We start from the raw sequence: 23543 nt of genomic DNA, 5'->3' as shown, positions 1-23543 counted from the left end.
GGGCCTCGACCGCGGCGACATACGAGCGGCGGTTTCAGAAAGCCAGAGGCTTTTTTGAAAATCTTTGCGACGGGCTTTTGGCCGTTTGCGACTGCCGCCGTCCTCGCGCTCGCGCGCGCGCGAGCCTAATTCCAAGCGGGAAATCCGGACGGGCTCGACCCCGAAACTGGCCCTGTGGGCGCACAGACAACCGGCCCTGAGATCGCGCTTATCACCGCCGGTTTAACCGGCGGTGATGTCGTATCGAACTCCTTGTCGGAAGTATAAGCCGCGAAGCCGGGTCGTCTGGTGGGACTAGGGCCCAGAGGCTGTGACGGCGGCCGTCGTCTCCCGGTAGACGGTCATTCGGGAAATGCCCAACTGCTTCGCGATGGCTGACGGGCCGAAGCCTTCGGCGACGAGTTGCTGAATAGCGGCTGGATCGATGGTCTTCCCCCGCCCCTTGTAGGCACCGCGCGCCTTGGCGGCGACGATCCCGGCCCGCTGGCGCTCCCGCAAGAAGGACCGTTCAAGCTCCGCGATCATTCCGAGGGTGGTGATGACGATGCGGCCAAGGTCGCCGCCTGTGCTGATCTCGGGTTCAAGGACGCGCAGGCTGGCACCCTTTGCCTCCAGTTCGGCCACGATGTTCAGGGTGTCCCGTGTCGATCTGGCGAGCCGGTCCAGCCGGACGACAACGAGCTCATCCCCCTCGCGGATGAAATCCAGGACCGCTCCGAGTTCGCCTCGTCCCTCGCGAACGGAGCCTGTCACCTTCTCGGCGCGGATGGGCGCGCAGCCATCTAGCGCGAGCCGGTCGATCTGCCCTTGGTAGTCCTGTCCCGCGCTGCTGACCCTCGCGTAGCCGATCCTCGCCATCGTCCCTCCCGGTGTAACATTCGGGTGGAGTCTATTGCCGTCCGTCACAACGAGCGACCTGGAAGGCTAATGTGACACGGCAGCGGGGACTTGGGCGTAACACCGGGCCGTCACGTACGGGTGTACCCAACTTGTACGCTACCCATCGGCCTGTCCGGTCCTGACTCTTCAAAGCGGACCTTAGGAAAGACCGCTTTTCGGCATGAAGGGGGCGGGCTCACCTGGCCGCCCGAAAGCAGACACTCCTAGAGTCCGCAACGGGGGGTTAGCGGACATGGCATCACTCGTCGCGGAGGTTCCGAGATCGACCCGACACCAGGCCACTTTGGCTGGGTGAAACGGGCCTGCGGGCAGAGGCGCTATCTGTTAGTTTGACGCGCACACTGCGAATGATCGTCGTTAAAATCTGAACGCCGGGAACATGGGGGATCGATACAACTATGGGTACCGGCAAAAAGGTTGACGTCGAAAGCGTCATCATAACCCGCGATCTTGAGCGGAGGCCATCGCGTGCGCCGGACTATCAGGCCGAGAACCGAGCCCTCACCTCCCTCGCCGAAGCTTTAAGCAGCAGGCCTGAAACGGTTTTGCAGCGTGTCGTCGAACTGACAATGGAGCTGACCCGATCCGGATCTGCAGGGATCAGCCTGCTGGAGCCGGGCGGAGAAAACAGCGCATTTCGCTGGGTCGCCACAGCCGGAGCTTGGTCCCCCTATCGCGACGGGACGATGCCCCGCGAGGCCAGCCCGTGCGGTGAGGTCATAGCACGCGAGGCGGTCGTGCTAATGAAGAACCCCGAACGATCGTTCCCAGCCTTATTGCAGGCAGACCCCGGCATCAGCGAGGGGTTGCTCGCCCCTTTCCATATCGACGGCGAGCCCGTCGGCACGCTTTGGACGATCAAGCATGGTGCCGACGATCATTTCGAGACCGAGGACGCACGTTTGGTTGAAAGCCTCGCCCGGTTCGCTTCGGCTGCCCAGCAGGTCGTGCTAGCGTTGCGTGGCGCGCATCAAGATCAGTTGGCCAGCAATACCCGCCTGCGTGCCTTGACCCAGGCAAGCACTGACGCCTTCTACGTCATGAGCCCCGACATGCTCGAGTTGCGCGCCCTGGCGGGCGGCGAGTTTATTGCGGATACGGCCCGCCCCAGCCAAGCTTGGTTGGAAGACTACATCCCGGTCGAAGACCACGCCTCCACGCTGGCGGCGATAGGCGAGGCGGTTCGCACCAAGGCAAACTTCAATCATGAGCACCGCGTCCGCCAGATCGACGGCGGGATGGGGTGGGCGGTTTCGCGCGCGGTCCCCATCCTGGACCCTGCTGGCAGCATCCTAGAGTGGTTTGGGGCGGCCCAGAACATTACCGCGACGAAGCAAGCGGAGGCTGCGCGCCGCGAAGGCGAGGAGCAACAGGCTTTCCTACTGAAGCTCAGCGATGCCTTGCGGGCGGAACCGAACGCCGAGGCCATGTCAGAACGAGCGCTCCGGATGCTCATGGAGCAGATGCGGCTCGATCGCTGCTACGTTGGGATTTATCGGCTGGCGGAAGACACGGCCGAGTTTCCCCACCAGGTGCACGACGACCATCTGGCGCCGTTGCCTGCTCAGGCGCGTCTGTCCGATTTCCCCGAGGCTTTCGAGATCGCGAGGGATCGAACGCTGGTGATCGACGACGTCGGGGGGATGGAGGGGCTTTCGGACGGCGACCGGGCCAGTATCGAAGGCCTCGACATTCGTGCCTTGATCGCCGCGACCCTGCGCAAAGGCGAGAACAACCCGCTTTGGGCGATCGTGGCCACCTCGACCGCCCCTCGGGTTTGGACACAGGGCGAAGTCTCCCTTGTCGAAGAGGTTGCCGAACGCACCTGGACGGCGGTGGAGCGCGCCCGCACTGAGAAGGCGCTGCGCGAAAGCGAGGCACGCTTCTCGCAGTTCGCCGCCTCTTCCACAGACGTGCTGTGGATCCGGCGAGCGGACACGATGGACATGGAGTTTCTAAGCCCGGCCTTCGCAACCGTGTACGGCATGGCCCCGGAAAGGGCGATGGGCGCGGTGCAGCACTGGGGAGCGCTAATCGTTCCCGAGGACCGGGACGTGGCGTTGGGGCATCTAGAATTGGCACGGCGCGGAGACCCGGCGGTGCATGAATTCCGTATCAGGCGTCCGTCGGACGGCACCTTCCGCTGGATCAGGGATCACGACTTCCCACTCTTCGACGAAAACGGCGTGAAGTGGGTCGGCGGCATCGGCACCGATGTGACCGAGGCGAAGCTGTTGGCAGAGCACCAGTCAGTGCTGCTCGCCGAACTGCAACATCGCGTTCGCAACATTATGGCGATGCTGCGCTCGGTGGCCAAACGGACGGCCGCAACTGCGGAAAGCGTGGCCGCTTACGAAGGGCTGATAATCGGTCGCCTGATGGCCTTGGCCAGAACGCAGACGCTGCTGACGCGCGGCGCCGACGTCGGCGTCGAGATCGGCTTGATCGTCCGTGAAGAACTTGAGGCGCAAGCGGACCACCAAGGCCAATACTCGCTGTCGGGACCCGAGGTGGTGATCTCTCCGAAGGCAGCGGAGGTCCTGTCGCTGGCCATCCACGAACTGGCCACCAATGCTCTGAAATACGGCGCGCTGTCTGTCTCCGAGGGCATGGTCGAGGTGGCCTGGCAGGTGCATGGTGCCGATGGGTCTCCCCTACTCAGGCTCGACTGGACGGAACGTCGTCCCGCGCCCGCCGACTGGTCGCCACCCACGCGCAAGGGTTTCGGCAGCCAGCTCATCGAACAGCGCGTGCCTTACGAACTGCGCGGTCGTGGTGAGATCGTGATAGGACCTGAAGGCGCTCGCGCCTTTATCGAGTTCCCTTTGCAGCCGGGAGCGAGCATCCTTGAAACAACCGCCCCCATGTCGAGCGGAGTTTCCGGAGGATCGATAGATATGACGGGCGAACCGAGCCTGGTCGGCCAGACGGTGCTGGTTCTGGAAGACGACTTCTATCTCGCCCAGGACGCCACCAGTGCCCTGAGCGAGGCCGGGGCCGAAGTGATCGGACCGTTCGGGACCACCGCCGATGCCTTGGAAGCCGTCAAAAGCCATCGGATCACCGCTGCTGTGATCGACGTCAACCTGGGCGCGGGTCCATCGTTCGTAATCGCTCACGCCCTTCGCGAAGCCGGCGCGCCCTTCGTGTTCCTCACCGGCTATGACAGTAAGTCCATTCCCAAAGAATTCGCCGATGTCGTGCGCCTCGAAAAGCCGACAGGCCACCGCGACATCATCCGCGCCGTAGCGGATTTGGCGCGGGCCTGAGGCCGGGAGCCGACTATGTGAGTGTCCGCTATGGGTGGTGGGCTCAACTGATCGCCGCAACACACTCGGCGAAGGTCTCCGCTGGAGTTCGATAGAGCAAGGTCTTTCTTGGCCGCTCATTGAGCTGCCGGGCGATGGCGCTGAGCTGGGCCTGGCTGTGCAGGGACAGATCGGTCCCGTGAGGCAGGTACTGGCGCAGCAGCCGATTGGTGTTTTCGTTCGAGCCGCGCTGCCACGGTGATCGGGGATCGCAGAAGTAGACCTCGACGTCGGTGGCCATCGCCAGACGCTTGTGATCGGCGAGCTCCTTGCCCCGATCCCACGTCAGGGACTGATAGAGCTCGCGGGGCAGTTTCTTCGACTGCTTGATCAGGGCGGAGACGACGCTTTCGGTGTCTTTGTTGGCGACCTTGACCAGCATGACGTAGCGCGAATGCCGCTCGACCAGCGTGGCGACGTAGCTGTTTCTGGACCCGCCGATCAGATCGCCTTCCCAGTGGCCGGGGATCGCGCGATCCTCGACGGACGCAGGCCGTTCGCTGATGGAGACGGCGTCCTTGATCTGGCCGAGGCCGTTCCGCTTCAGGGTGCATGCCGCGACCGTCGGATCGTTCGCCGCGCCCTGAGGTGGGCCAGCAGCTCTTTCTTCAGCACCCCTCGGGTCTGGATGAAAAGGCTGCGGTAGATGGTTTCGTGTGACACCTGATTGTGCGGCTCCCCGGGCCAGGTACGCTTGAGCCAGCCGGCGATCTGCTCGGGCGACCAGTTCCGCCGCAGCTTGCCGGATACTGTCCGGGCCAAGGCGGGTCGGCAAGCCAGCTTGCAGCGTTTCGGACGCAAGGCTCGGTCCCAAGCCGCCTGATCGGAGCCTGTCGCTCGATATTGTTCGGGCCCGCCATTGCGCAGCACCTCGCGACTGATCGTCGATGGTGATCGATCCAGCAACCGGGCGATCCCACGCAGCGAGCAGCGGGTGCTGAGCCCTCGGGAGATTTCCTCTCGCTCGCCGAGGCTGAGCGCCTGCGAAGCCCGCGTCCGGTCGGGAGGTCGGATGCCGCCCGTCGGCGAAAGCACTGAAAACACACACGAGGATTCCCGATCGAACCGCCGTCCGATCGAACTCATCGACTCGCCGGCCTTCCAGCGATCCCAGATTTCAGCTCGCTGGGCCGCCGAATAATAGATCCGTCGCCGCTGCCTCATCACCCACGCTCCATCTCCCAAGGAAAAGTAGCGTGTTGCGTTCACCGGTTGAGCCCACCCTCGGGACCGGACGGTCACCTACGGGTGGAAAGCGGACTCTGGTCGAAGCGAGCAGGCTCGCCTGAGGGTGGGCTATGCGAGGCGACCGGATCGACTATAAGGGCGGCCTGTTGCCAAAGGTGACGCCTTGCGAAGACCGCTACTCGACCACCCGGCTCGCATGGTGCCTCTGGCCTTTTTGGCTATCATCTTGCTCGGCACCGCCCTGCTGTCGCTGCCTTGGGCCACCGCGACCGGCGACCCCGCGCCCCTGCTCACGGCACTGTTCACCGCCACGTCGGCCACCTGTGTCACTGGATTGATCACAGTGGATACTGCAACCTACTGGTCCCTGTTCGGGCAGGTGGTGATCCTCGGACTTTTTCAGGTCGGCGGGTTCGGCATCATGACCGGCGCAACCCTTTTAGGACTGTTGATCTCCCGGCGCATGAAGTTGGGACGCCGACTGATCGTCCAAGCGGAGACCAAGAGCCTTCAACTTGTCGACGTCAAAGGCGTGCTGATGACCATCTTGTGGGTCACGTTGACCTTCGAGCTGGCTGTAGCGGTGATCCTGACTTTTCGGTTTCATTTTGGCTATGGTGAACCTTGGGGTGTCGCGGCTTGGCACGGAGTTTTCCACTCCGTCTCCGCCTTCAACAACGCTGGATTTTCCACCTTCACCGACAACTTGATGGGTTTTGCGCTCGATCCGCTGGTGCTGTTTCCGCTGTGCGCTGCGGTCATCGTCAGCGGACTTGGGTTCCCGGTAATCAACGAACTGCTGACCGAATGGCGGACGCCGGAGCGCTGGTCCATTCATGCGAAGCTGACGCTGCTCGGGACAGGAGGCTTGCTCGTGCTCGGCTTCCTCGGCGTTGCCGTGGCTGAATGGAACAACGTCGGCACGTTCAGCGACATGTCGGCCCCGGCAAAGATGTTGAATGCCTTCACCCACTCGGTGGTCAGCCGCACGGCGGGCTTTAATACCGTGGACGTCGGCCAGATGCGGCCCGAGACCCTCTTTCTGACGGATGGTCTGATGCTCATCGGTGGAGGCAGCGCGGGCACCGCTGGCGGCATCAAGGTGACAACCTTCTTGCTTCTGGGGGTCATCGTCTGGGCTGAGGTGCGCGGACGCTCCGACGTCACCGCCTTTAGACGCCGCATCTGTCCAGACGCCCAGAGGCAAGCCCTCGCTGTAGTGCTGCTTGCGGTGGGACTGGTGGGGGTTTCGACGCTCGCCATTCTCTCGCTGACGATGCACCCTCTGGAGAAAGTGCTGTTCGAGGTCGTGTCGGCATTTGCGACGGTCGGCATGAGCACCGGCATCACCGCGTCTCTGCCCCCGACCGCGCAACTGATCCTCATCGGCCTCATGTTCGTCGGTCGGGTCGGAACCATAACCGTGGCGGCGGCCATGGCGCTGCGCGCCCGGCACGTCCCATACCGCTATCCGCAGGAGCGCCCCATCGTTGGCTAGATCGAACAAACAGGTGTCGAACAATGTCGTCGTTGTCGGCCTGGGCCGCTTCGGGGGCGCCGTCGCTCAAAGCCTCAGCCTGCTGGGCCACGAGGTCTTGGCGATCGAGGAAGACCTCGCCCTCGTGCAGTCGTGGTCCGACCGGTTAACCCACGTTGTCCAGGCGGATGCGAGCAACATTGACGCCTTGCGGAGGCTGGGGGTCGCCGACTTCCAACACGCCGTCGTCGGGATCGGCAACGACGTCGAAGCCAGCGTGTTGACCGTCCTCGCCCTCAGCGAAATGGGCGTTCCCGACATCTGGGCCAAGGCGATCAGCTCAAATCATGGGAAGATCCTTGAGAAGACCGGAGCCCATCATGTGGTGTATCCGGAGGCCGCCATGGGCGAGCGGGTCGCGCATCTGGTCACCGGCAAGATGATCGACTTCATCGAGTTTGACGACGACTTCGCCATCGTCAAAACGCGCCCGCCTCGTGAAGCGCTGGGCAAGACCCTTGGAGAGTCGCAGCTCAGGACCCGGCATGGTGTCACCGTTGTCGGCGTGAAACGCCCGCAGGAGGACTTCACCTATGCGAAGCCCGGGACGCTTGTGGTTGAGGGAGACCTTCTCATCATCTCCGGTCCGACGCAAAAAGTGGAGCGCTTTGCGGCACTCCCCTAGCCTGGGCTGGCCAACCGCCGAATGTCTGCAATGGGTCGAGGCCGTGTAAAAACTCCAAGGCGCTGAAATTGGATGCAGTTTTATTCCAATCAGAGGCAGGAGGGCCTCATTGTTTGGAAGATGTTTCTCCAGAGCGGTGGTCACGCCGAAGGACTTTGCGCGAGTTTTTCGGTCCTGTGAGTTTTTACACGGCCTCAGTCGGGAGCCGCCAAAGGCATCGGACCGAAAAGCAGACGTTCCCAGGCTCAGACGGCATGGCTGAATGTCGTGTTCCCGGCGCTCAGTGAATGACCGGTTCTGGCGCTTAGCTGACCTTGCTCGTGGTCGTTGGCGCTGGCTTTCTGCTCGCTTCACGCAGAACCGACAGGTAGCCGGGCGCAACTTCCATCCGACCTAACACGCCCTTGTCTCCCAACTTTTGGTGCAAGGCAGGTAGTTTGTAGCTGTTGACCCACATGAACAGGTGATGCTCGGCATGGAAATTGACCCAGTAGGGGGCGATGAAGGCGCGCTCCCACCAAGAGGCGCGGGTGGTCCGGGCGGCGCGGAACGGGTCGGTTGCCGAACCCTCGACGCAGGCGTGTTCAGCGATGTTCCGCAGCCGGGTGACCATCGGGAACCAGCTCGCCATCGGCAGCAGCCAGAGGGCGAAATACGCCCACCAGACCCCGGCAGCGACGGCGGCGGCCAGCAGGGCCGCGTTGACGATCAGGAAGGGCACGATCGAACGACCGGTGACGACGGCCTCATAGGCGTGGTCGTCGGTCGCCGCCCGGGCGGCGTGTCCCCGCGCGGCCGCCAGCGGCAGAAGGACCCGCTGTTTGAAAAAGGTCTGGCCGGTCAGGTCACGGACGATCTTGCGGCGCAGCGAGGCGCGGGTGACGGGGAAGGGGGCCGACAGCACCAGGTCAGGGTCTTCCGCCTGCTGTGCGTATTTGTGATGTGCCAGATGATAGGGACGATAGGCGGTCAGGGCGGCACCGATCGGCACGGCGCAGAGCCAGTGACCGAGGGCGTCGTTGAGGCGCGGGTTCGACGACAGGCCGCCGTGCGCCGCCTCATGCATCAGGATGGCGAGACCGAGTTGTCGCGTGCCGATAACGGCGACACAGAGCGGGATCATGATCGGCCAGGCGACGCCGACCGCCACGGCCAGGGCGATCACCCCCCAACAGTGGGCGACCAGCAGCGGTCCGGCCCAGATCGAGCGCGCCTTGAACGGTGCCCACTCCCCGGGGGTGAACAGATCGGCGGGCCGGATGCGGGGCGCTGCGGGCATGGTTACAGGATAGACGCCGGGGCCGCCGGGCTCAACGCGTTGCCCGACAAAGGGTCATGCCAGTCAGGCTAACGTGACAAAAGTGAGGTTGACATTACTTTCCTTCGTTGTAAGGTAAGGCTTACACAAGGAGATCGCCATGACGTCCTGGAAGACGATGGATCCTGCGCACAAGCGCTATGTCATCCGCACCAATCTGTTCATGGCCGGTTATGTCGCGGTCAATGTCGCCGCGATCACCGGGGCTTTCGACCCGATCGTCGGCAGTCGGGCCGGTATCCTGCTGGGCCTGGCGGTCGCCGCCCCGATCGCCGGACAGCTGTGGGCCACCCTGGCCCTGATGAACGAGAGCGACGAGTTCGTTCGCGCTCTCAACGCCAAGCGTTTCATCCTCGCTTCCGGCCTCGCCATGGCGCTGTTCTCGGCCTGGGGATTCGCCGAAAGCTACGGTGATGCGCCGCATGCGCCGGGATGGCTGATCTATCCGCTGTTCTGGGGGCTGTTCGGCCTCGTCTCGCCCTTCCTGAAGAGCAGCCGCTGATGAAAAACACCCTGCGCGATCTGCGCACCGGGCGCGGCTGGACCCAGGAACAGCTGGGCCAGGCGCTGGGCGTCTCGCGCCAGGCGGTCAACGCACTTGAAACCGAGAAGCACGACCCCTCCCTCGACCTCGCCTACCGCATCGCCGTGCTGTTCGCCCGGCCGGTGGAAGAGATCTTCGACAATCCGCATGCCTGACCAATAGTCAGTTTAACCTTACAGGATCAAGATCATGATGTTCATGTCCCATCACGGCGGCGGCCGCCGGCTGCTGCGTGCCTTCGCGATCGCGTCCGCCGTCGCCCTGGGGGCCGGAGTCGTCGCGTCTGCCGTTCAGGCGGAGCCTTCGCCGGCGGCCGCCCGCGCAGCCTTCGTCTCGGACCGGCTGTCGGTCGAGGTGATCGGGTCCGGCCCCGACGTCATCTTGATCCCCGGCCTCGCTTCCTCGCGGGAAGTCTGGCGTCCGCTGGCGACGCGGCTCTCGGCCACCCATCGAGTCCATCTGGTCCAGCTGGCGGGCTTCGCCGGCGCGCCGTGGAGCCACGGTGACGGCCCGTTCGTGGCCCCCGAAGTGGCCGAACTGGCCCGCTATGTCGAAACCGCCGGTCTGCAGCGGCCCGCTGTGATCGGCCATTCGATGGGGGGATTGAGCGGGCTGCTGCTCGCCCAGGCGCATCCCGAGCGCGTCGGGCGGCTGATGATCGTCGACGCCCTGCCGTTCTACAGTGCCCTGTTCGGGCCCACGGTGACGGCCGAGCAGGCTCGCCCCTTCGCTGCCCAGGCCGCCGCCGCCATGGTGGCGGCCGATGAGGCCACCTTCCGCGCCCAGCAGACGCAGGTGGCCCAAGGGCTGGCCCGTGATCCGGCGATGCGGGAGACGATGGTGGACTGGTCCATGGCCAGCGATCGACGGGCCGTCGCCGCCGCCCTGACCGACGTCATGACCACCGACGCCCGCCCGGGTCTGGCGGCCATGACCACGCCGGTCACCGCCCTCTATGCCGTCGACGCCGACGGTGGCCCGCCGCCGGCGATGGCCCAGGCGCTGTGGGAACGGGAATACGCGACCCTGCCGGGGGTTCGTGTGATCCGGGTCGAGGGCAGCCGCCACTTCATCATGGCCGACCAGCCCGAACGGTTCGCGAGCCTGGTGGATCAGTTCCTGGCGGACTAGATCGCTGCGGGTGCCGAGGCCGGGGTGACGTCCCCGGTCCGGGTCAACCGGCCCCCGAACTCGCCGCTGTAGGCGACGGCGAGCTGGGAGCGGAAGACCGCTGCGGGGATGGCGATCTCATACGCGCCCTCGACATAGGGGCCGACCTGATACGGCCCGACCAGGAAGGTCAGGCCCGCGGCCTTGCCCGGGGTGTCGCCGGCCGTCAGCACGAAGGCGGTGTCGATCGCCCGGGGGCAGGAAAAGTCCTTGCCGCCGAGGGTGACGCCGGCGCTCTCGGGCACGCGGGCCCGCTTGGCGGTGTTGATCGCCGAGCACAGGGCCTGATCCAGAACGCTCAGGTCCGCGCCCTTGCCGAACAGGTCGGCCATGCCGATCCGGCGCTTCAGCGCCTTGTCCCACAGCACCCCCTCGGCCAGCGTGTTCGGATGGGCCCCGCCGGAATAGTCGAAATCGACGCGCTTGAGGCTGAACAGTTTGGCCGTTTCGGCAGCGACGGTGATGGTGATGGTCTTCTCGTATTTGGGCCGGTCGGTATCGGCACCGGCCTCGGTCAGTTCGCCCTGGGCTCCCTCGACGAACTGGCGCAGGCGACGGACCTCCTCGGCATAGAGGCGGGCGTGCAGGTCGGTCTGGGGCCGGATGGCGGCGGGCAGGGTCAGGCTGACGTCGGCCCAGGGCGTCTTCGACTCGAAGCCCATGGGGGCGGCGGCGTCGGCCGGGGTGATGACCGCGGCGGTTCCGGGCGCGGCGGGTGCCGGGGCAGCAGGCTCGCGGTCGCGGTTGCAGGCGGACAGGGCCGTGGCGGCGACGGCGGCCAGGAACAACAGCCGGAGCGGAGGCCGGGCGGTCGGGGTCATGCGTGCCTCCTTCACAGCGGCCATCCTACAGCGCCCAGAAGGATGGCGGAAAGAAGGATCAGGCCGGCTTCACGGTTGGACTTGAAAAGACGCAAGGCGAGGGTGGGGTCGTCGGTCCGCACCCGACGGGCCTGCCAGGCGAGGTGCAGGGCGCAGGCGGCGAGGCCCGGCCAGAACAAGGGGCCGAGACCGGCCAGCCCTCCGGCTACCGCGGCGCAGGCGATAGCGAGGGCGTAGAAGACGGCGACGCCGCGCGGCACGTTCGCACCCAGACGGCGGGCCGAGGACTTCACCCCCACCATGGCGTCGTCCTCGATGTCCTGCAGGGCGTAGATGGTGTCGTAGCCGAGGGTCCAGAACACCCCGCCGAGATAGAGGAACAGGGCGGCAAGGGTGAGGTGGCCGGACAGGGCCGCCGTCGCGTCCAGTGGAACGACACCGGTCCGCCAGTAGGCGGGCATGCCGGACCAGGGGAAGGTGCTGGTGAAGGCGGCGAAGCCCATCAGGGCTCCCCAGTTGAAGGTCAGGCCGAGCCAGGCCTGGGGCCACCAAGTGATGCGTTTCATGAAGGGATAGGCGGCGACCAGAGCCAGCGACCCGATCCCCAGCATCACCGTGGTCCAGTTCATCGCCAGCAGGATCTGCAGGCTGATGAAACAGCAGACGGTGATGAAGACCCCGGCGTGACTCACGGCGATCTGGCCGGACGCAATGGGACGGGAGGCGGTGCGGGCGACCTGCCGGTCGATCTTCCGGTCGACAATGTCATTGAAGGCGCAGCCGGCCGCCCGCATCAGGCAGGCCCCGAGGGCGAACAGGACGGCGAGGCCGGCGGCGTGGCCGGCTGCGAAGCGGAGGCTCGGGAACAGCGACAGGTTCGAGGCAAACCCCAGGGCAATGCCCTGCAGGCCCGGCAGCAGCAGCAGCCAGATGCCGATCGGACGGTCGAAGCGGCCCAGCTTGAGCCACGGTTTGAGGGCTTCCGGCGCGTGGCGGTCCACCCAGTTGGAACCGGCGTCGGGAAGCGGGGCTGAGGTCATGCACCGGAGATAGCCTGTCCGACGAGGGCGGTGAAGGGTCGGGGCGATCGCCTGCCTGACGTTCAGGTGTGCAGGGTCTCGCCGTGCTGGGTGTAGTCCAGCCCCTCGATCTCGGACTCCTTGTCGACGCGCAGGCCGGTGGTGAATTTGCAGATCATCAGGATCAGGAAGGTGCCGATGCCGCTCCAGGCGATGACGGCGGCCAGGCCGATGGCCTGATTGAGCAGGTTGGCACTGGCGGCGGCCGGGTTGATCGCGGCCGTGGCCAGCACGCCGGTCAGCAGGGCCCCGACGATGCCGCCGACGCCGTGCACGCCGAAGGCGTCGAGGCTGTCGTCGTATTTCAGGGCGCGCTTGAGCCAGACGGCCCCGGCGTAGCAGGCGGGACCCGACAGGATGCCGATGATGAAGGCCCCCTTGGGATCCACCAGGCCGGCGGCCGGGGTGATCCCGACAAGGCCGGCGACGATGCCGGACAGCAGGCCCAGAAGGGTCGGGCGTTTGTGGTCGATCCACTCGACGGCGGTCCAGCCGATGGCGGCGGCCGCGGCGGCGAGCATGGTGTTGAGGGCGGCGACGGCGGCGATCCCGTCGGCGGCCCAGGCCGAGCCCGCATTGAAGCCCAGCCAGCCGACGAACAGCAGGCCCGTGCCGATGGCCGTGAAGGCGAGATTGTGCGGGGCCATATTGTCCCGGCCGAAGCCCTGACGCGGCCCGAGAACGAGGGCGCAAATCAGACCCGCGACGCCGGCATTGACGTGGACCACCGCGCCGCCGGCGAAGTCCAGCACGCCCAGTGACCCCATCCAGCCGCCGCCCCAGACCTGATGGCAGATCGGCACATAGACCAGCAGGTGCCACAGGAAGAAGAACAGGATGGAGGCCGAGAATTTGATCCGCTCGGCGAAGGCACCGGCGATCAGGGCCGGGGTGATGATGGCGAAGGTCAGCTGATAGGCGATCCACAGGAACTCGGGCAGGCCGGGGGCGAGGCTGTGCGCGGTCGAGGGCGTGACGCCGTCGAGGAAGGCGGCCTGGAAACCGCCGATGAAGCCGTTGGTCGCGGGGGCGCTGGAACCGAACGACAGGCTGTAGCCGACGGCGAACCACAGCACGGTGACGATGGCCAGGGCGGCGGTCGAATGGGCGATGGTGGCGATGACGTTCTTGCGCCGGACCATGCCGCCGTAGAACAGGGCCAGACCCGGCAGGGTCATCAGCAGGACCAGGGCCGTGGAAGTCAGGATCCAGGCGGACGCGGCCTCGTTCAGCACGAGCGGCGCCTGATGGGCCAGCAGCGCCGGATCCGCGGGTGTGGCCGCCAGGGCGGGGCCGGCGACCAGCCCGCCGAGCAGGATCAAAAGGGCGGCAACAGGTCGGGTCATACGCGGCGTCCGGGCTCTGGAGGGATCAGAAGACTCGGCGCGAACCGCGTTCGACGCCGCGGAAACGAATAGGGCCCTATTGCAGCGCAGCAGGCAATTCATTTCGTGTGCGGCGCAATATTTTCCTGCCTCGTGTCATCACGGATAGCGGTGGCAAGGGTTTCAGCACGAACAGACCGGGCGATCTCGCAACCGCACGAACACGTCCAAAGCTGCGGTGATTCGCGTCTTGCGCGTCGGCCAAGGTCGGGTACCACTTGGCAAACACGCACTTTATCGTCGCAGTTCCAGGGGGAAATCCATGCGCAACGTCCGCCGTATCGCCTTGCTCGGAGGGGTCGCCGCGACCCTGATGGCCGCCCAGGCCCAAGCCGAAACAACCGTCGCGGCAGCCGCCGTACCGGCGGCGGCCGCGGTCCAGGAACAGCTGGCACCCCTGCCCGATGTCGACATTCCCTTCACCAAATTCGTTCTGAGCAACGGCCTGACCCTGATCGTTCACGAGGACCGCAAGGCCCCGATCGTGGCGGTCAACATCTGGTATGGCGTCGGCTCCAAGGATGAGCCCGAGGGCCGGTCGGGCTTCGCCCACCTGTTCGAACACCTGATGTTCAACGGGTCGGAAAACTACAACACCGACTTCTTCAAGGGCACCGAGCTGCTGGGAGCCACCGACCAGAACGGCACCACCAACACCGACCGCACCAACTATTTCCAGAATGTTCCGACCTCGGCGCTGGACGCCCTGCTGTGGCTCGAGAGTGACCGGATGGGCCACCTGCTGGGCGCTATCGACCAGGCGCGCCTCGATGAGCAGCGCGGCGTGGTGCAGAACGAGAAGCGCCAAGGCGAGAACCAGCCCTACGGGCGCGTCTTCAACGCCATCACGGCCGCGACCTGGCCCGATGAACACCCCTATGGCCACACCGTCATCGGTTCGATGGACGATCTGAACGCCGCTGACCTGCCGACCGTGCAACAGTGGTTCCGCGACTACTATGGCGCGGCCAATGCGGTGATCGTGCTGGCGGGCGACATCTCGCCGGAAGAGGCGCGGGCGAAGGTCGAACGCTATTTCGGCGACATCCCCTCGGGCCCGCCGGTGACCCAGCCGCGCCGCATGATCGCGCCGATGGTCGGGGCCCAGCGCGAGATCATGTACGACCGCGTCGGCCAGCCGCGCCTTTACAAGGTCTGGAACATGACCCCGACCGGCGAGGCCGATACGGATCATCTGGGCATGCTGGCCGACGTGCTTAGCTCGGGCCGGTCCTCGCGTCTGTTCAAGAGGCTGGTGATCGACGAGCAACTGGCCACGGCGGTCCAGGCCTTTGCCGGTGGCCGACAGATCGCCGGACAGTTTCAGGTCGTGGCTACGGCCAGGGCGGGCGGCGACCTGACCCGGATCGAAGCCATTGTCGATGAAGAGATGGCCCGTCTGCTGCGCGACGGTCCCACCGCCCAGGAACTGGAGCGGGTCCGGACCCAGACGGCCGCGGGCTATATCCGCGGGCTGGAGCGGATCGGCGGCTTTGGCGGCAAGTCCGATCGCCTGGCGGCATCCGAAGTGTTCTTCGACGATCCTGGTGCCTGGAAGATCAGCTATCAGCGCGTCCTTGCCGCCACACCGGGCGACCTGACCGCCGCCGGCCGCCGTTGGCTGACGGATGGCAGCTATTCGCTGGAGGTCCTGCCGTTCCCTGACTATTCGGTTTCGGCCGGGGTCGACCGCGCCGCCGGGGTACCGGCCACCGGCGATGCCCCGATGGCCAGCTTCCCCGATATCGAGCGCGCGACCCTGTCGAACGGCGTGAAGGTGGTGTTCGTGCAGCGCGATAGCGTGCCCACGGTCAGCATGAACCTGATCCTGGACGCCGGCTCGGCGGTCGATCCTGACGGCCAGCTGGGTCTGGCCTCCATAACCCCGACGGTCATGACCAATGGCACCAACACGCTGGATGCGCTGCAGCTCAGCGACCGCTTGCAGATTCTGGGCGCGACCTTGGGCGGCGGATCGGGTCCCAACTTTACGAGCGTCAGCATGAACGCGCTGGAAGCGCGGCTCGATCCTTCGCTCGATCTGTTCGCCGACGTGATTTTGAACCCGGCCTTCCGCCCGGCCGACTTCACCCGCGTCCAGACGCAGCAGATCGCGGGCATCCAGCAGTCCAACCGCAACCCGGGTGCCATTGCAGGCCGCATTCTGAGCGCTGACCTCTATGGCCCGGAAAGCCCCTACGGTCGCCCCAGCCAAGGCACCGAGGAGACGGTCCGGACCCTGACGCCGGAGGCTGCCCGCGCCTATCATGCGAACTGGTTCCGCCCCGACAATGCGACCCTCGTCGTGGTCGGCGACACGACCCTCGCGGCCCTGACGCCCAAGCTGGAGCGCGCGTTCGCCGCATGGCGCGCGCCGTCGACACCGCTGCCTGCCCGGCCAGTGGCTCCGACGCCGCCGTCGGCGGGCGACCAGCCGCGTATCCTGATTGTGGATCGTGCCGGCCCGCAGTCGACCGTTCTCGCAGGCCGGATCGCACCGGTCTTTGATCCCGCACGCGAGCCGTTGATCGATGTGATGAACACGGCCCTCGGCGGTGCCTTCACCAGCCGGATCAACATGAACCTGCGCGAGGACAAGGGCTGGTCCTACGGGGCCGGCGGTGGCCTCAACACCACGCGTGGGCCGCGCCTCTACCAAGTGTCCGCCGGTGTGCAGAGCGACAAGACCGCCGAAAGCCTGGCCGAACTGCGCCGCGAACTCAGCGAAGTGGTTGGCAGTCGACCGCTGACCGACGCCGAGGTCTCAGCGGTTCGCGCCAATCTGGTGCAGGGCATGGCCGGAGGCTGGGAGACCAACGCCGCCGTGGTCAACGACCTGAACCGCATGGTCATCTTCGGCTGGCCCGAGACCTACTATGACGCCTATGCCGCCACGGTGAACGGGACGACGGCTGCAACGGCCAGCCAGGCGGCCCGCGACATCGTCGGCACGGGCCCGACCACCTGGGTCGTGGTCGGTGACCGCGCCACGATCGAGCCGAAGATCCGGGCGCTCGGCTATGGCGAGGTGATCGTCGTCGACGCCCAGGGTCGCCCGATCCCGTAGGCCGGCACCGGCCATGATGAGGGCGGGGCCGGCGACGGTCCCGCCCTTTTTCTATTGGTGGTTTGAACGCCGGGGTGCACGGGGAGGAGGGTGGCTTCCGGGTCTCGTGCCTCAGACCTCGTAGAAGTCCCGGTACCAGCCGACGAACCGTTTGACCCCGACGTCGATGGGCGTCTGCGGCTCATAGCCCAGGGCGGCGCGGGTTTCCGAGACGTCCGCCTCGGTGCGGGTCACGTCGCCGTCCTGGACCGGCATCATGTTGAGCCCGGCCTTGCGGCCGAGGGCGTCCTCGAGCACCGAAATATAGCGCATCAGCGGTTCGCGGCGGCCGGCGCCGAGGTTGAGGATGCGCCAAGGGGCCACGCCGCTGGTCGAGGGGTTGGGGGCCTGGGCGTTCCAGTCCGGATCGACGGCGGCGGGGGAGTCGAGGGCGGCGACCACGCCGTCGACGATGTCATCGACATAGGTGAAGTCGCGCTCCATCTCGCCGTGGCCATAGACGTCGATCGGCCGGCCTTCGAGGATGGCCTTCGTGAATTTGAACAGGGCCATGTCGGGCCGGCCCCACGGTCCGTAGACGGTGAAGAAGCGCAGGCCTGTCGAGGGAATGCCGAACAGGTGGGCGTAGGAATGGGCCATCGCCTCATTGGCGATCTTGGTCGCGGCATAGACCGTCATCGGATGGGCCACGCCCTGTTTGACGGAAAAGGGCAGGGTGCCGTTCGCCCCGAAGGCCGAACTGGTCGAGGCGAAGACGAGGTTTTCGGCCTTCACCGCGCGCGCGCCTTCCAGCACGGTCAGGAAGCCGACGACGTTGGAGTCGATATAGCTCTCGGGATTTTCGAGGCTGTAGCGAACTCCCGCCTGGGCCCCGAGATGGACGATGCGGCGCGGACTGTGCCGGGCGAACAGGGCGGCCATGCCGTTGCGATCGGCCAGGTCGAGGGTGTGATGGACATAGCCCGGCTCGGTCAGGAGCCGGTCAAGCCGGGCCTGTTTCAGAGCGGGATCGTAATAGTCGTTGAGGTTGTCGAGGCCGATCACGGTCTCGCCGCGCGCCAGCAGACGCCGGGCGGTATGAAAGCCGATGAAGCCGGCCGAGCCGGTGACGAGGACGGGGCCGCGAGCGGTCATGACGCTGCGATAGCGCCGGCGACGCGGGTCCGCCACCTCATATCGACCGCCGCCGCCCGATCAGGCCGGAGAGAGGCGCGAGCCCCGTCCCGTCGTCGCGCTCCAGATTGACAGCCTCTATACGGTCGAAGCTTCCGCCCGGGAGCCAGCCGGAGGCTTCGTGGCCCAGGTTGAAGACGCAGGTCAGGACCTCGTCGCCGAGGATCCGGTCGAAGGCGAGGAGGGGCGCGGGTGCATCCCGGAAGGTCAGCGCGCCGAGCCTGAGGGCCGGGGTCGCCTTGCGCATGGTGATCAGTCGCCGGGTCAGGTGGAGCATCGAGGCGGCATCGACCTCCTGCCGCTCGACGGCCAGCGGCGGGTGGCGGGGATCGACCGGCAGCCAGGGCTCGACCGTCGAAAAGCCGGCGTGCGGGACATCCGCCCGCCAGGGCATGGGGGTGCGGGCACCGTCACGGCCGAGGGTCTCGGGCCAGTTGGCGATGGCCTCGGGATCGACCAGCCGCTCGAAGGGCACCTCGGCCTGGGGCAGGCCCAGTTCCTCGCCCTGATAGACGAACACATTGCCGCGCAGGGCTATGAGCAGGAGCATGGCCATGCGGGCGAAGCGGTCGGGGTCGCGCCCGTGGCTCCAGCGCGAGACGGCGCGCGGGGCATCGTGGTTGGAGAAGGCCCAGGACGGCCAGCCCTGGCCGGGAGCACCGTCCCAGGCCGTATTGGCGCGCCGCACCAGTCCGGGCGTCAGTTCGTCCGCATACAGATAGGAGAAGCCGTAGGCGCTGTTCAGCCGGGTCTCGCCGGCGGTGAAGGCCTGCATCTCGGGCTCGGCGGCCTCGCCCACGACCTCGGCGACGCTGAAGCGGCCGGGGTAGCGATCCATCAGGGCGCGGACGCGGGCGAGGAAGTCGACGATGCCGGGCTGGGACTGGTTGTGGACGTGGGACTGGAAGTCGAACGGGCGGGTCCGTCTGCCGCCGGGGGGCGCGGGTGGATTGTCTGTCAGCGCCGGGTCGTGCATCGCGAAATTGATGGCGTCGAAGCGAAAGCCGTCGACGCCGCGGTCCAGCCAGAAGCGAGCGGCGTCCAGCAGGGCGTCCTGGACGGCGGCCTTGTGCAGGTTCAGCTGCGGCTGTTCCGGCAGGAAATTGTGCATGTAGTACTGGCCGCGCCGGGCGTCCCAAATCCAGGCCGGGCCGCCGAACACCGACTGCCAGTTGGACGGCGGCGAACCATCATCTTTGGCGTCGGCCCAGACGAACCAGTCCGCCCGGGCTCCCGTGCGCGACTGGCGGCTCTGCTGGAACCAGACGTGCCGGTCCGAGGTGTGGGCGACGACCAGGTCCGTGATGATCCTGAGGCCTAGATCATGGGCGCGGGCGATCAGGCGGTCGAAGTCGGCCAGGGTGCCGAAGATCGGATCGACGTCGCAATAGTCAGCGACGTCATAGCCGAAATCCTTCATCGGTGAGGTGAAGAAGGGGCTCAGCCAGACTGCGTCCACGCCCAGTGAGGCGATGTGATCGAGGTGGGCGGTGATCCCGGCCAGATCGCCGACGCCGTCACCGTTGGTGTCGGCGAAGCTGCGCGGATAGACCTGATAGATCACGGCCCCGCGCCACCAGTCGGCGGTATCGGCCGGCTTAAAGATGCGTTCTGAATCCTGACCGGTCACGGCGAGCCTTGAGTCTGACTGGCCGGGAGTGTGGAGCGGACGGCCCGACTGTCAATGCGGGGCCCCCGGGGACGCGTTGCGCAGCCGTCACGGCTGTCTCCGCACACGCAGGGGGCGGACCGCCGGGCGATGGCGACTGCGGCCTTTGCAGGTTCAGCCCAAGGTCCACTAGGATGCCGACGGGGCCGTTGGAGACCACATATGATCGGACTGCTCGGACGCGCCGGCCTGCTGGGCGCGGCGCTGGCGCTCATCGCCTCACCCGCCTGGGCGGCGGTGACCCTGACCTTCTACGCCCACCCGGGCGTGAGGATCCGGGGCGGGGACCTGCTGTTCCCTCACGCCTTTGTCCACGCCTCGGGATCCCTCGACGATACCGGCGATGCCGTCGACTGGGCCGCCGGCTTCACCGCGAAATATCCGGGGCCGCACCTGCTGCTGGCCAACGGTCCCGGCATGGTGGCCACGCCCGAGGCCCGCTACGTCGGGGAGGGCAAGCCCTATCTGCGGCTGACCGTCAGCGACGCGGTCTATCGGGCGGTTCGCGCCCGGTCGGACTGGTGGAACGGACGGGAGGGATCGCTGTATGACCTGCGGCGCCGCAACTGCATCAGCTTTATCGCCGATCTGGCGCGGGTCGCCGGGCTGCAGACGGCGGCCGAGCCCTCGATGAAGCCGGGCACCTTTCTCGAGGCGACTGCGGCCCTGAACGCCACGGCGGCATGGGTGCAGAGCCCGGCCGTCGAGACGCCCGAAACGCCCGCTCCTGTGACTGATCCGGCACCCGGCCTGTCACCGGACGCCCTGTCACCGGCTCCCTGACCGCTTTCTTCGTCGGGCGGGCCGCAGTATGTTTGCGGCAGGCCGTTCACCCGTCTATGGCTCCTGACAGGGAGCGATCGTGGCGATATTTCCGGTGATTCTGTGTGGCGGCGCGGGGACGCGCTTGTGGCCGGCCTCGCGTCCGGCCCGGCCCAAGCAGTTCATTGACCTGGCCAGTGATCTGTCGCTGTTTCAGGAGACGGCGCGCCGCGTCGAGCGCCTGACGGGCGACGGTGGGCGGTTACTGATCGTGGCTGGCGAGGCCCATCGGGCCTTCGTGGTCGAACAGCTGGCGGCTCTGGGTATTGAGGCGACGGTCCTGCTCGAGCCGGAAGGCCGGGAGTCGGCCCCTGCCATGGCGGCGGCGGCGGCCTGGATCGTCCGGAACGCCCCGAATGGTGTGGCGCTGTTCGTGGCCTCGGACCACCATATCCCGGATGACGCAGCCTTCCGGCTTGCGGTGCTGGAGGCCCTGCCGGCGGCCGGGGAGGGTCGGATCGTCACCTTTGGGATCCGGCCGACCGGGCCGTCGTCCGCCTATGGCTATATTCGTCCGGAGGGGCCCGGCCTCTCACCCGTGATGGCCTTTGTCGAGAAGCCGGACCGGATCCTGGCGGAAAGCCATGTGCGCGACGGCTATCTCTGGAACAGCGGCAACTTCATGGTGCGGGCCTCGGCCCTTCTGGACGAGCTGGACACCTTCGCCCCTGATGTGGCCCGCGCCGCGCGCGACGCTGTTCCCCGTGACGGGGGCCAGGTCATCCTGCTGTCGGATATCTTCCGGAGTGCTCCGAAGATTTCCATCGACTATGCCGTCATGGAGCATAGCCGCCGGATCTCGGTCCTGCCCGTCGACTACGCCTGGTCGGACCTGGGCGCATGGGACGCGGTGGCCGCAGCGGGTGCAGCAGACCGCGGTATCTGGATCGCGACCGAGGGCGACACCGGCCTGGTGCGCGCGGGCGACGGCATGGTGGTCGCCACCGTCGGGGTCAGCAACCTGGCGATCATCGCGGAACGGGATGCGGTGCTCGTCTGCAACCTCGACCGGGCACAGGAGGTCAAAGGGCTGGTCGAACAGCTGCGCGATATCTCTCCGCGCCATGCGGCCGGGCCATCGACGGCGGGCGGAACCCTGGCCGAACGCGCCCGCGCGTTCGACGGCTGGATGCGGCTCAACGCCCTGCCGGTCTGGGCCACCCTGGGCGTGGACGAGGACGGCGGCTTCCGGGAAGCCATGGACCGTTCGGGGCGGCCCTTGGGCGACTTCCGCCGGGCGCGGGTGCAGGCCCGCCAAGCCTATGTGTTCGCCGTCGCCGGTGAGAGCGGATGGGCGGGTCCCTGGCGGTCGCTGGTCAGCCGGGGGCTGGCACGGTTCGAGACGACCAACCGGCGACCGGACGGCCTCTATCGGACCCGGGTGTCGTTGGACGGCGCGCCTCTCGACGATACGGCCTCCCTGTATGATCAGGCCTTCGCCCTGTTCGCCTTCGCGGCCGCCGCCAAAGCCGGCATCGAACCGGCGATGATGGCGGAGCGCGCCCATGCCTTGCGCTCTGCCCTGGCCGCCCTGCGCGCACCGGCCGGCGGGTGGCGAGAGACGGGCGATCATCCGTATCAGGCCAACGCCCACATGCATCTGCTCGAGGCCTGCATGGCCTGGGAAGAGATCGAGCCCGCGGCTGGCTGGACGCAAATGGTAGACGAAATCGTCGCTCTGGCCCGGCGCGCTTTCATCGATGCAGACGGTGGAGTCCTGCGTGAGTTCTTCGACGCTGAATGGCAGCCGGCGGCGGGCGATGACGGCCGTCTGGTCGAACCCGGACACCAGTTCGAATGGTGCTGGCTGCTGACCCGTTGGGGCCGGTCGCGGGGCGACGTCCGGGCCATGGAGGCGGCGGCCCGGCTCTACGAGATCGGCGGGCGCGGCGTCGACCCCGGTCGCGGCGTCGCCATCGACGCGCTGAACGATGATCTGACGGTGCGCTCGGCGCACGGGCGGCTCTGGCCACAGACCGAACGGCTGAAGGCGGCGCTGATTCTGGCTGAGGCAGCCGAAGGCGGGCGGCGGATTGTGCTGCTGGACGACGCGCGCAAGGCGCTGTCGGGCCTGCAGCGTTATCTGGAGCCCTCAGGCCTGTGGCGCGACAAGATGAAGCCTGACGGGGGTTTCGTTGAGGAAGCGGCCCCGGCCAGCTCCTTCTATCACATCGCAGTGGCATACCGGCAGCTGCGGGCGACGGCGGCGGTCCTGCCTGAGATCGGCTGGCAGGTGGGGGAAGCGTCTTGATCGGCGACCGGTCGGTTCTGGCCGTCATCACGGCGCGGGGCGGATCCAAGGGGCTGCCGCGCAAGAACCTGTTGCCATTTCGCGGCGCGCCGCTGATCGCATGGACCATCCGGGCGGCGCAGGCGGCGAACAGTATCGACCGGTTGATCCTGTCGTCGGACGATCCGGAGATCATCGACACCGCGCAGTCGCTGGGATGTGAGGCTCCGTTCCGGCGAACGCCCGACCTGTCCAGCGACACGGCCGCTTCGGTGGATGTGCTGCTGGATGCCGCAGACCGTGTGCCGGGCCATGACATCGTCGTCTTGCTGCAGCCGACGTCGCCGCTGCGGACCGCCGGAGACATTGAGGGGACGCTGGCGCTGATGGCCGCCGCGGGGGCTCCCGGCGCAGTCTCCGTCAGCGAGGCCCCCTGCCATCCCTATCTGATCTTCGGTCGCGATGCGGCGGGTCGGATGACCCCCTTTGTCCCGGACTCGGGCGGGCGGGCCTGGCGGCGTCAGGATCTGCCGCCGGCGTACCGGATCAACGGCGCGGTCTATGTCGCGGACCTCGCCTGGCTCTGGGCCGGGCGGACGCTGTGCAAGGCAGGCGAGACCGCGGCCTATGAGATGCCGGTCGAACGCTCGGTGGACATCGACACCCTGGATGATCTGCACACCGCCGAGCGGTTGGCGGACTGACCG

17 protein-coding genes and 1 pseudogene are annotated in these 23543 nt (G+C 66.7%); 10 read left to right on the top strand and 8 right to left on the bottom strand.

Annotated features, from left to right (window positions below):
* Positions 1-294: 294 nt before the first annotated feature.
* Positions 295-858, bottom strand: coding sequence for a recombinase family protein (locus tag ACP7AS_RS00855; protein ID WP_426026935.1), 564 nt, complete (start codon positions 856-858; stop codon positions 295-297).
* Positions 859-1298: 440 nt separating this feature from the next.
* Between ACP7AS_RS00855 and ACP7AS_RS00850 the strand changes: the two genes are divergently transcribed.
* A complete protein-coding gene (locus ACP7AS_RS00850; RefSeq protein ID WP_426026934.1) occupies positions 1299-4169 on the top strand; it encodes a PAS domain-containing protein in 2871 nt (956 codons plus the stop codon).
* A 43-nt stretch (positions 4170-4212) separates the two neighbouring features.
* On the opposite strand, the pseudogene ACP7AS_RS00845 reads toward ACP7AS_RS00850, so the two are convergent.
* A pseudogene (locus ACP7AS_RS00845) lies at positions 4213-5372 on the bottom strand (IS30 family transposase).
* Positions 5373-5622: 250 nt separating this feature from the next.
* Here ACP7AS_RS00845 and ACP7AS_RS00840 point away from each other — a divergent pair.
* The gene (locus ACP7AS_RS00840; RefSeq protein ID WP_426026933.1) at positions 5623-6894 is read left to right on the top strand and encodes a TrkH family potassium uptake protein; all 1272 of its coding nucleotides are present in this window, start codon (positions 5623-5625) and stop codon (positions 6892-6894) included.
* 13 nt (positions 6895-6907) lie between these two features.
* The gene (locus tag ACP7AS_RS00835; protein ID WP_426026932.1) at positions 6908-7558 is read left to right on the top strand and encodes a potassium channel family protein; all 651 of its coding nucleotides are present in this window, start codon (positions 6908-6910) and stop codon (positions 7556-7558) included.
* A gap of 304 nt (positions 7559-7862) precedes the next feature.
* Here ACP7AS_RS00835 and ACP7AS_RS00830 read toward each other — a convergent pair whose 3' ends face one another.
* Positions 7863-8837: a fatty acid desaturase family protein gene (locus ACP7AS_RS00830; protein ID WP_426026931.1), complete on the bottom strand. Its 975-nt coding sequence runs from the start codon at positions 8835-8837 to the stop codon at positions 7863-7865.
* A gap of 139 nt (positions 8838-8976) precedes the next feature.
* Here ACP7AS_RS00830 and ACP7AS_RS00825 point away from each other — a divergent pair, with 139 nt between their 5' ends.
* From ACP7AS_RS00825 to ACP7AS_RS00815, 3 genes are read left to right on the top strand one after another with little or no spacing between them, the layout of a single operon-like run.
* Complete coding sequence (locus ACP7AS_RS00825; RefSeq protein WP_426026930.1) at positions 8977-9378, top strand: hypothetical protein; 402 nt, start codon at positions 8977-8979, stop codon at positions 9376-9378.
* Positions 9378-9575, top strand: coding sequence for a helix-turn-helix transcriptional regulator (locus tag ACP7AS_RS00820; protein WP_426026929.1), 198 nt, complete (start codon positions 9378-9380; stop codon positions 9573-9575). The genes ACP7AS_RS00825 and ACP7AS_RS00820 overlap by 1 nt, the downstream gene beginning before the upstream one ends.
* A 34-nt stretch (positions 9576-9609) precedes the next feature.
* Positions 9610-10551, top strand: a complete 942-nt coding sequence (locus ACP7AS_RS00815; RefSeq protein WP_426026928.1) for an alpha/beta fold hydrolase — start codon at positions 9610-9612, stop codon at positions 10549-10551.
* Here the strand turns inward: ACP7AS_RS00815 and ACP7AS_RS00810 are convergent.
* The 3 genes from ACP7AS_RS00810 to ACP7AS_RS00800 all read right to left on the bottom strand — a co-directional run bounded on the left by ACP7AS_RS00810 (position 10548) and on the right by ACP7AS_RS00800 (position 13836).
* Positions 10548-11411, bottom strand: coding sequence for a DUF3298 and DUF4163 domain-containing protein (locus ACP7AS_RS00810; RefSeq protein WP_426026927.1), 864 nt, complete (start codon positions 11409-11411; stop codon positions 10548-10550). The genes ACP7AS_RS00815 and ACP7AS_RS00810 overlap by 4 nt on opposite strands.
* An 11-nt stretch (positions 11412-11422) precedes the next feature.
* On the bottom strand, positions 11423-12451 hold the full coding sequence (locus ACP7AS_RS00805) for a UbiA family prenyltransferase (protein WP_426026926.1): 1029 nt from the start codon (positions 12449-12451) through the stop codon (positions 11423-11425).
* Between the two features lie 62 nt (positions 12452-12513).
* Positions 12514-13836 (bottom strand): ammonium transporter, encoded by a 1323-nt coding sequence (locus ACP7AS_RS00800; RefSeq protein WP_426026925.1) that lies wholly within the window; start codon positions 13834-13836, stop codon positions 12514-12516.
* A 301-nt stretch (positions 13837-14137) separates the two neighbouring features.
* On the opposite strand from ACP7AS_RS00800, the gene ACP7AS_RS00795 reads away from it, so the two are divergent.
* Complete coding sequence (locus ACP7AS_RS00795) at positions 14138-16942, top strand: M16 family metallopeptidase (protein ID WP_426026924.1); 2805 nt, start codon at positions 14138-14140, stop codon at positions 16940-16942.
* Between the two features lie 111 nt (positions 16943-17053).
* On the opposite strand, the gene ACP7AS_RS00790 is transcribed toward ACP7AS_RS00795, so the two are convergent.
* Positions 17054-18076 (bottom strand): NAD-dependent epimerase, encoded by a 1023-nt coding sequence (locus ACP7AS_RS00790; protein ID WP_426026923.1) that lies wholly within the window; start codon positions 18074-18076, stop codon positions 17054-17056.
* A 37-nt stretch (positions 18077-18113) separates the two neighbouring features.
* Positions 18114-19745, bottom strand: coding sequence for an alpha-amylase family glycosyl hydrolase (locus tag ACP7AS_RS00785; RefSeq protein WP_426026922.1), 1632 nt, complete (start codon positions 19743-19745; stop codon positions 18114-18116).
* Positions 19746-19946: 201 nt separating this feature from the next.
* Here ACP7AS_RS00785 and ACP7AS_RS00780 point away from each other — a divergent pair, with 201 nt between their 5' ends.
* The 3 genes from ACP7AS_RS00780 to ACP7AS_RS00770 all read left to right on the top strand — a co-directional run bounded on the left by ACP7AS_RS00780 (position 19947) and on the right by ACP7AS_RS00770 (position 23540).
* A complete protein-coding gene (locus ACP7AS_RS00780; protein WP_426026921.1) occupies positions 19947-20567 on the top strand; it encodes a hypothetical protein in 621 nt (206 codons plus the stop codon).
* 79 nt (positions 20568-20646) lie between these two features.
* Positions 20647-22857 carry an AGE family epimerase/isomerase gene (locus tag ACP7AS_RS00775; RefSeq protein WP_426026920.1) on the top strand — a complete coding sequence of 737 codons (2211 nt, stop codon included), beginning with the start codon at positions 20647-20649 and terminating at the stop codon, positions 22855-22857.
* Complete coding sequence (locus ACP7AS_RS00770; RefSeq protein ID WP_426026919.1) at positions 22854-23540, top strand: cytidylyltransferase domain-containing protein; 687 nt, start codon at positions 22854-22856, stop codon at positions 23538-23540. Before ACP7AS_RS00775 ends, ACP7AS_RS00770 begins: the two co-directional genes overlap by 4 nt.
* Positions 23541-23543 lie beyond the last annotated feature (3 nt).

The sequence above is a fragment of the Brevundimonas sp. TWP2-3-4b2 genome, assembly GCF_049897345.1.
Taxonomy (GTDB): Bacteria; Pseudomonadota; Alphaproteobacteria; order Caulobacterales; family Caulobacteraceae; genus Brevundimonas.
The sequence above is the reverse complement of the archived record's forward strand: the minus strand, read 5'-3'. Positions and strand labels throughout refer to the sequence as shown.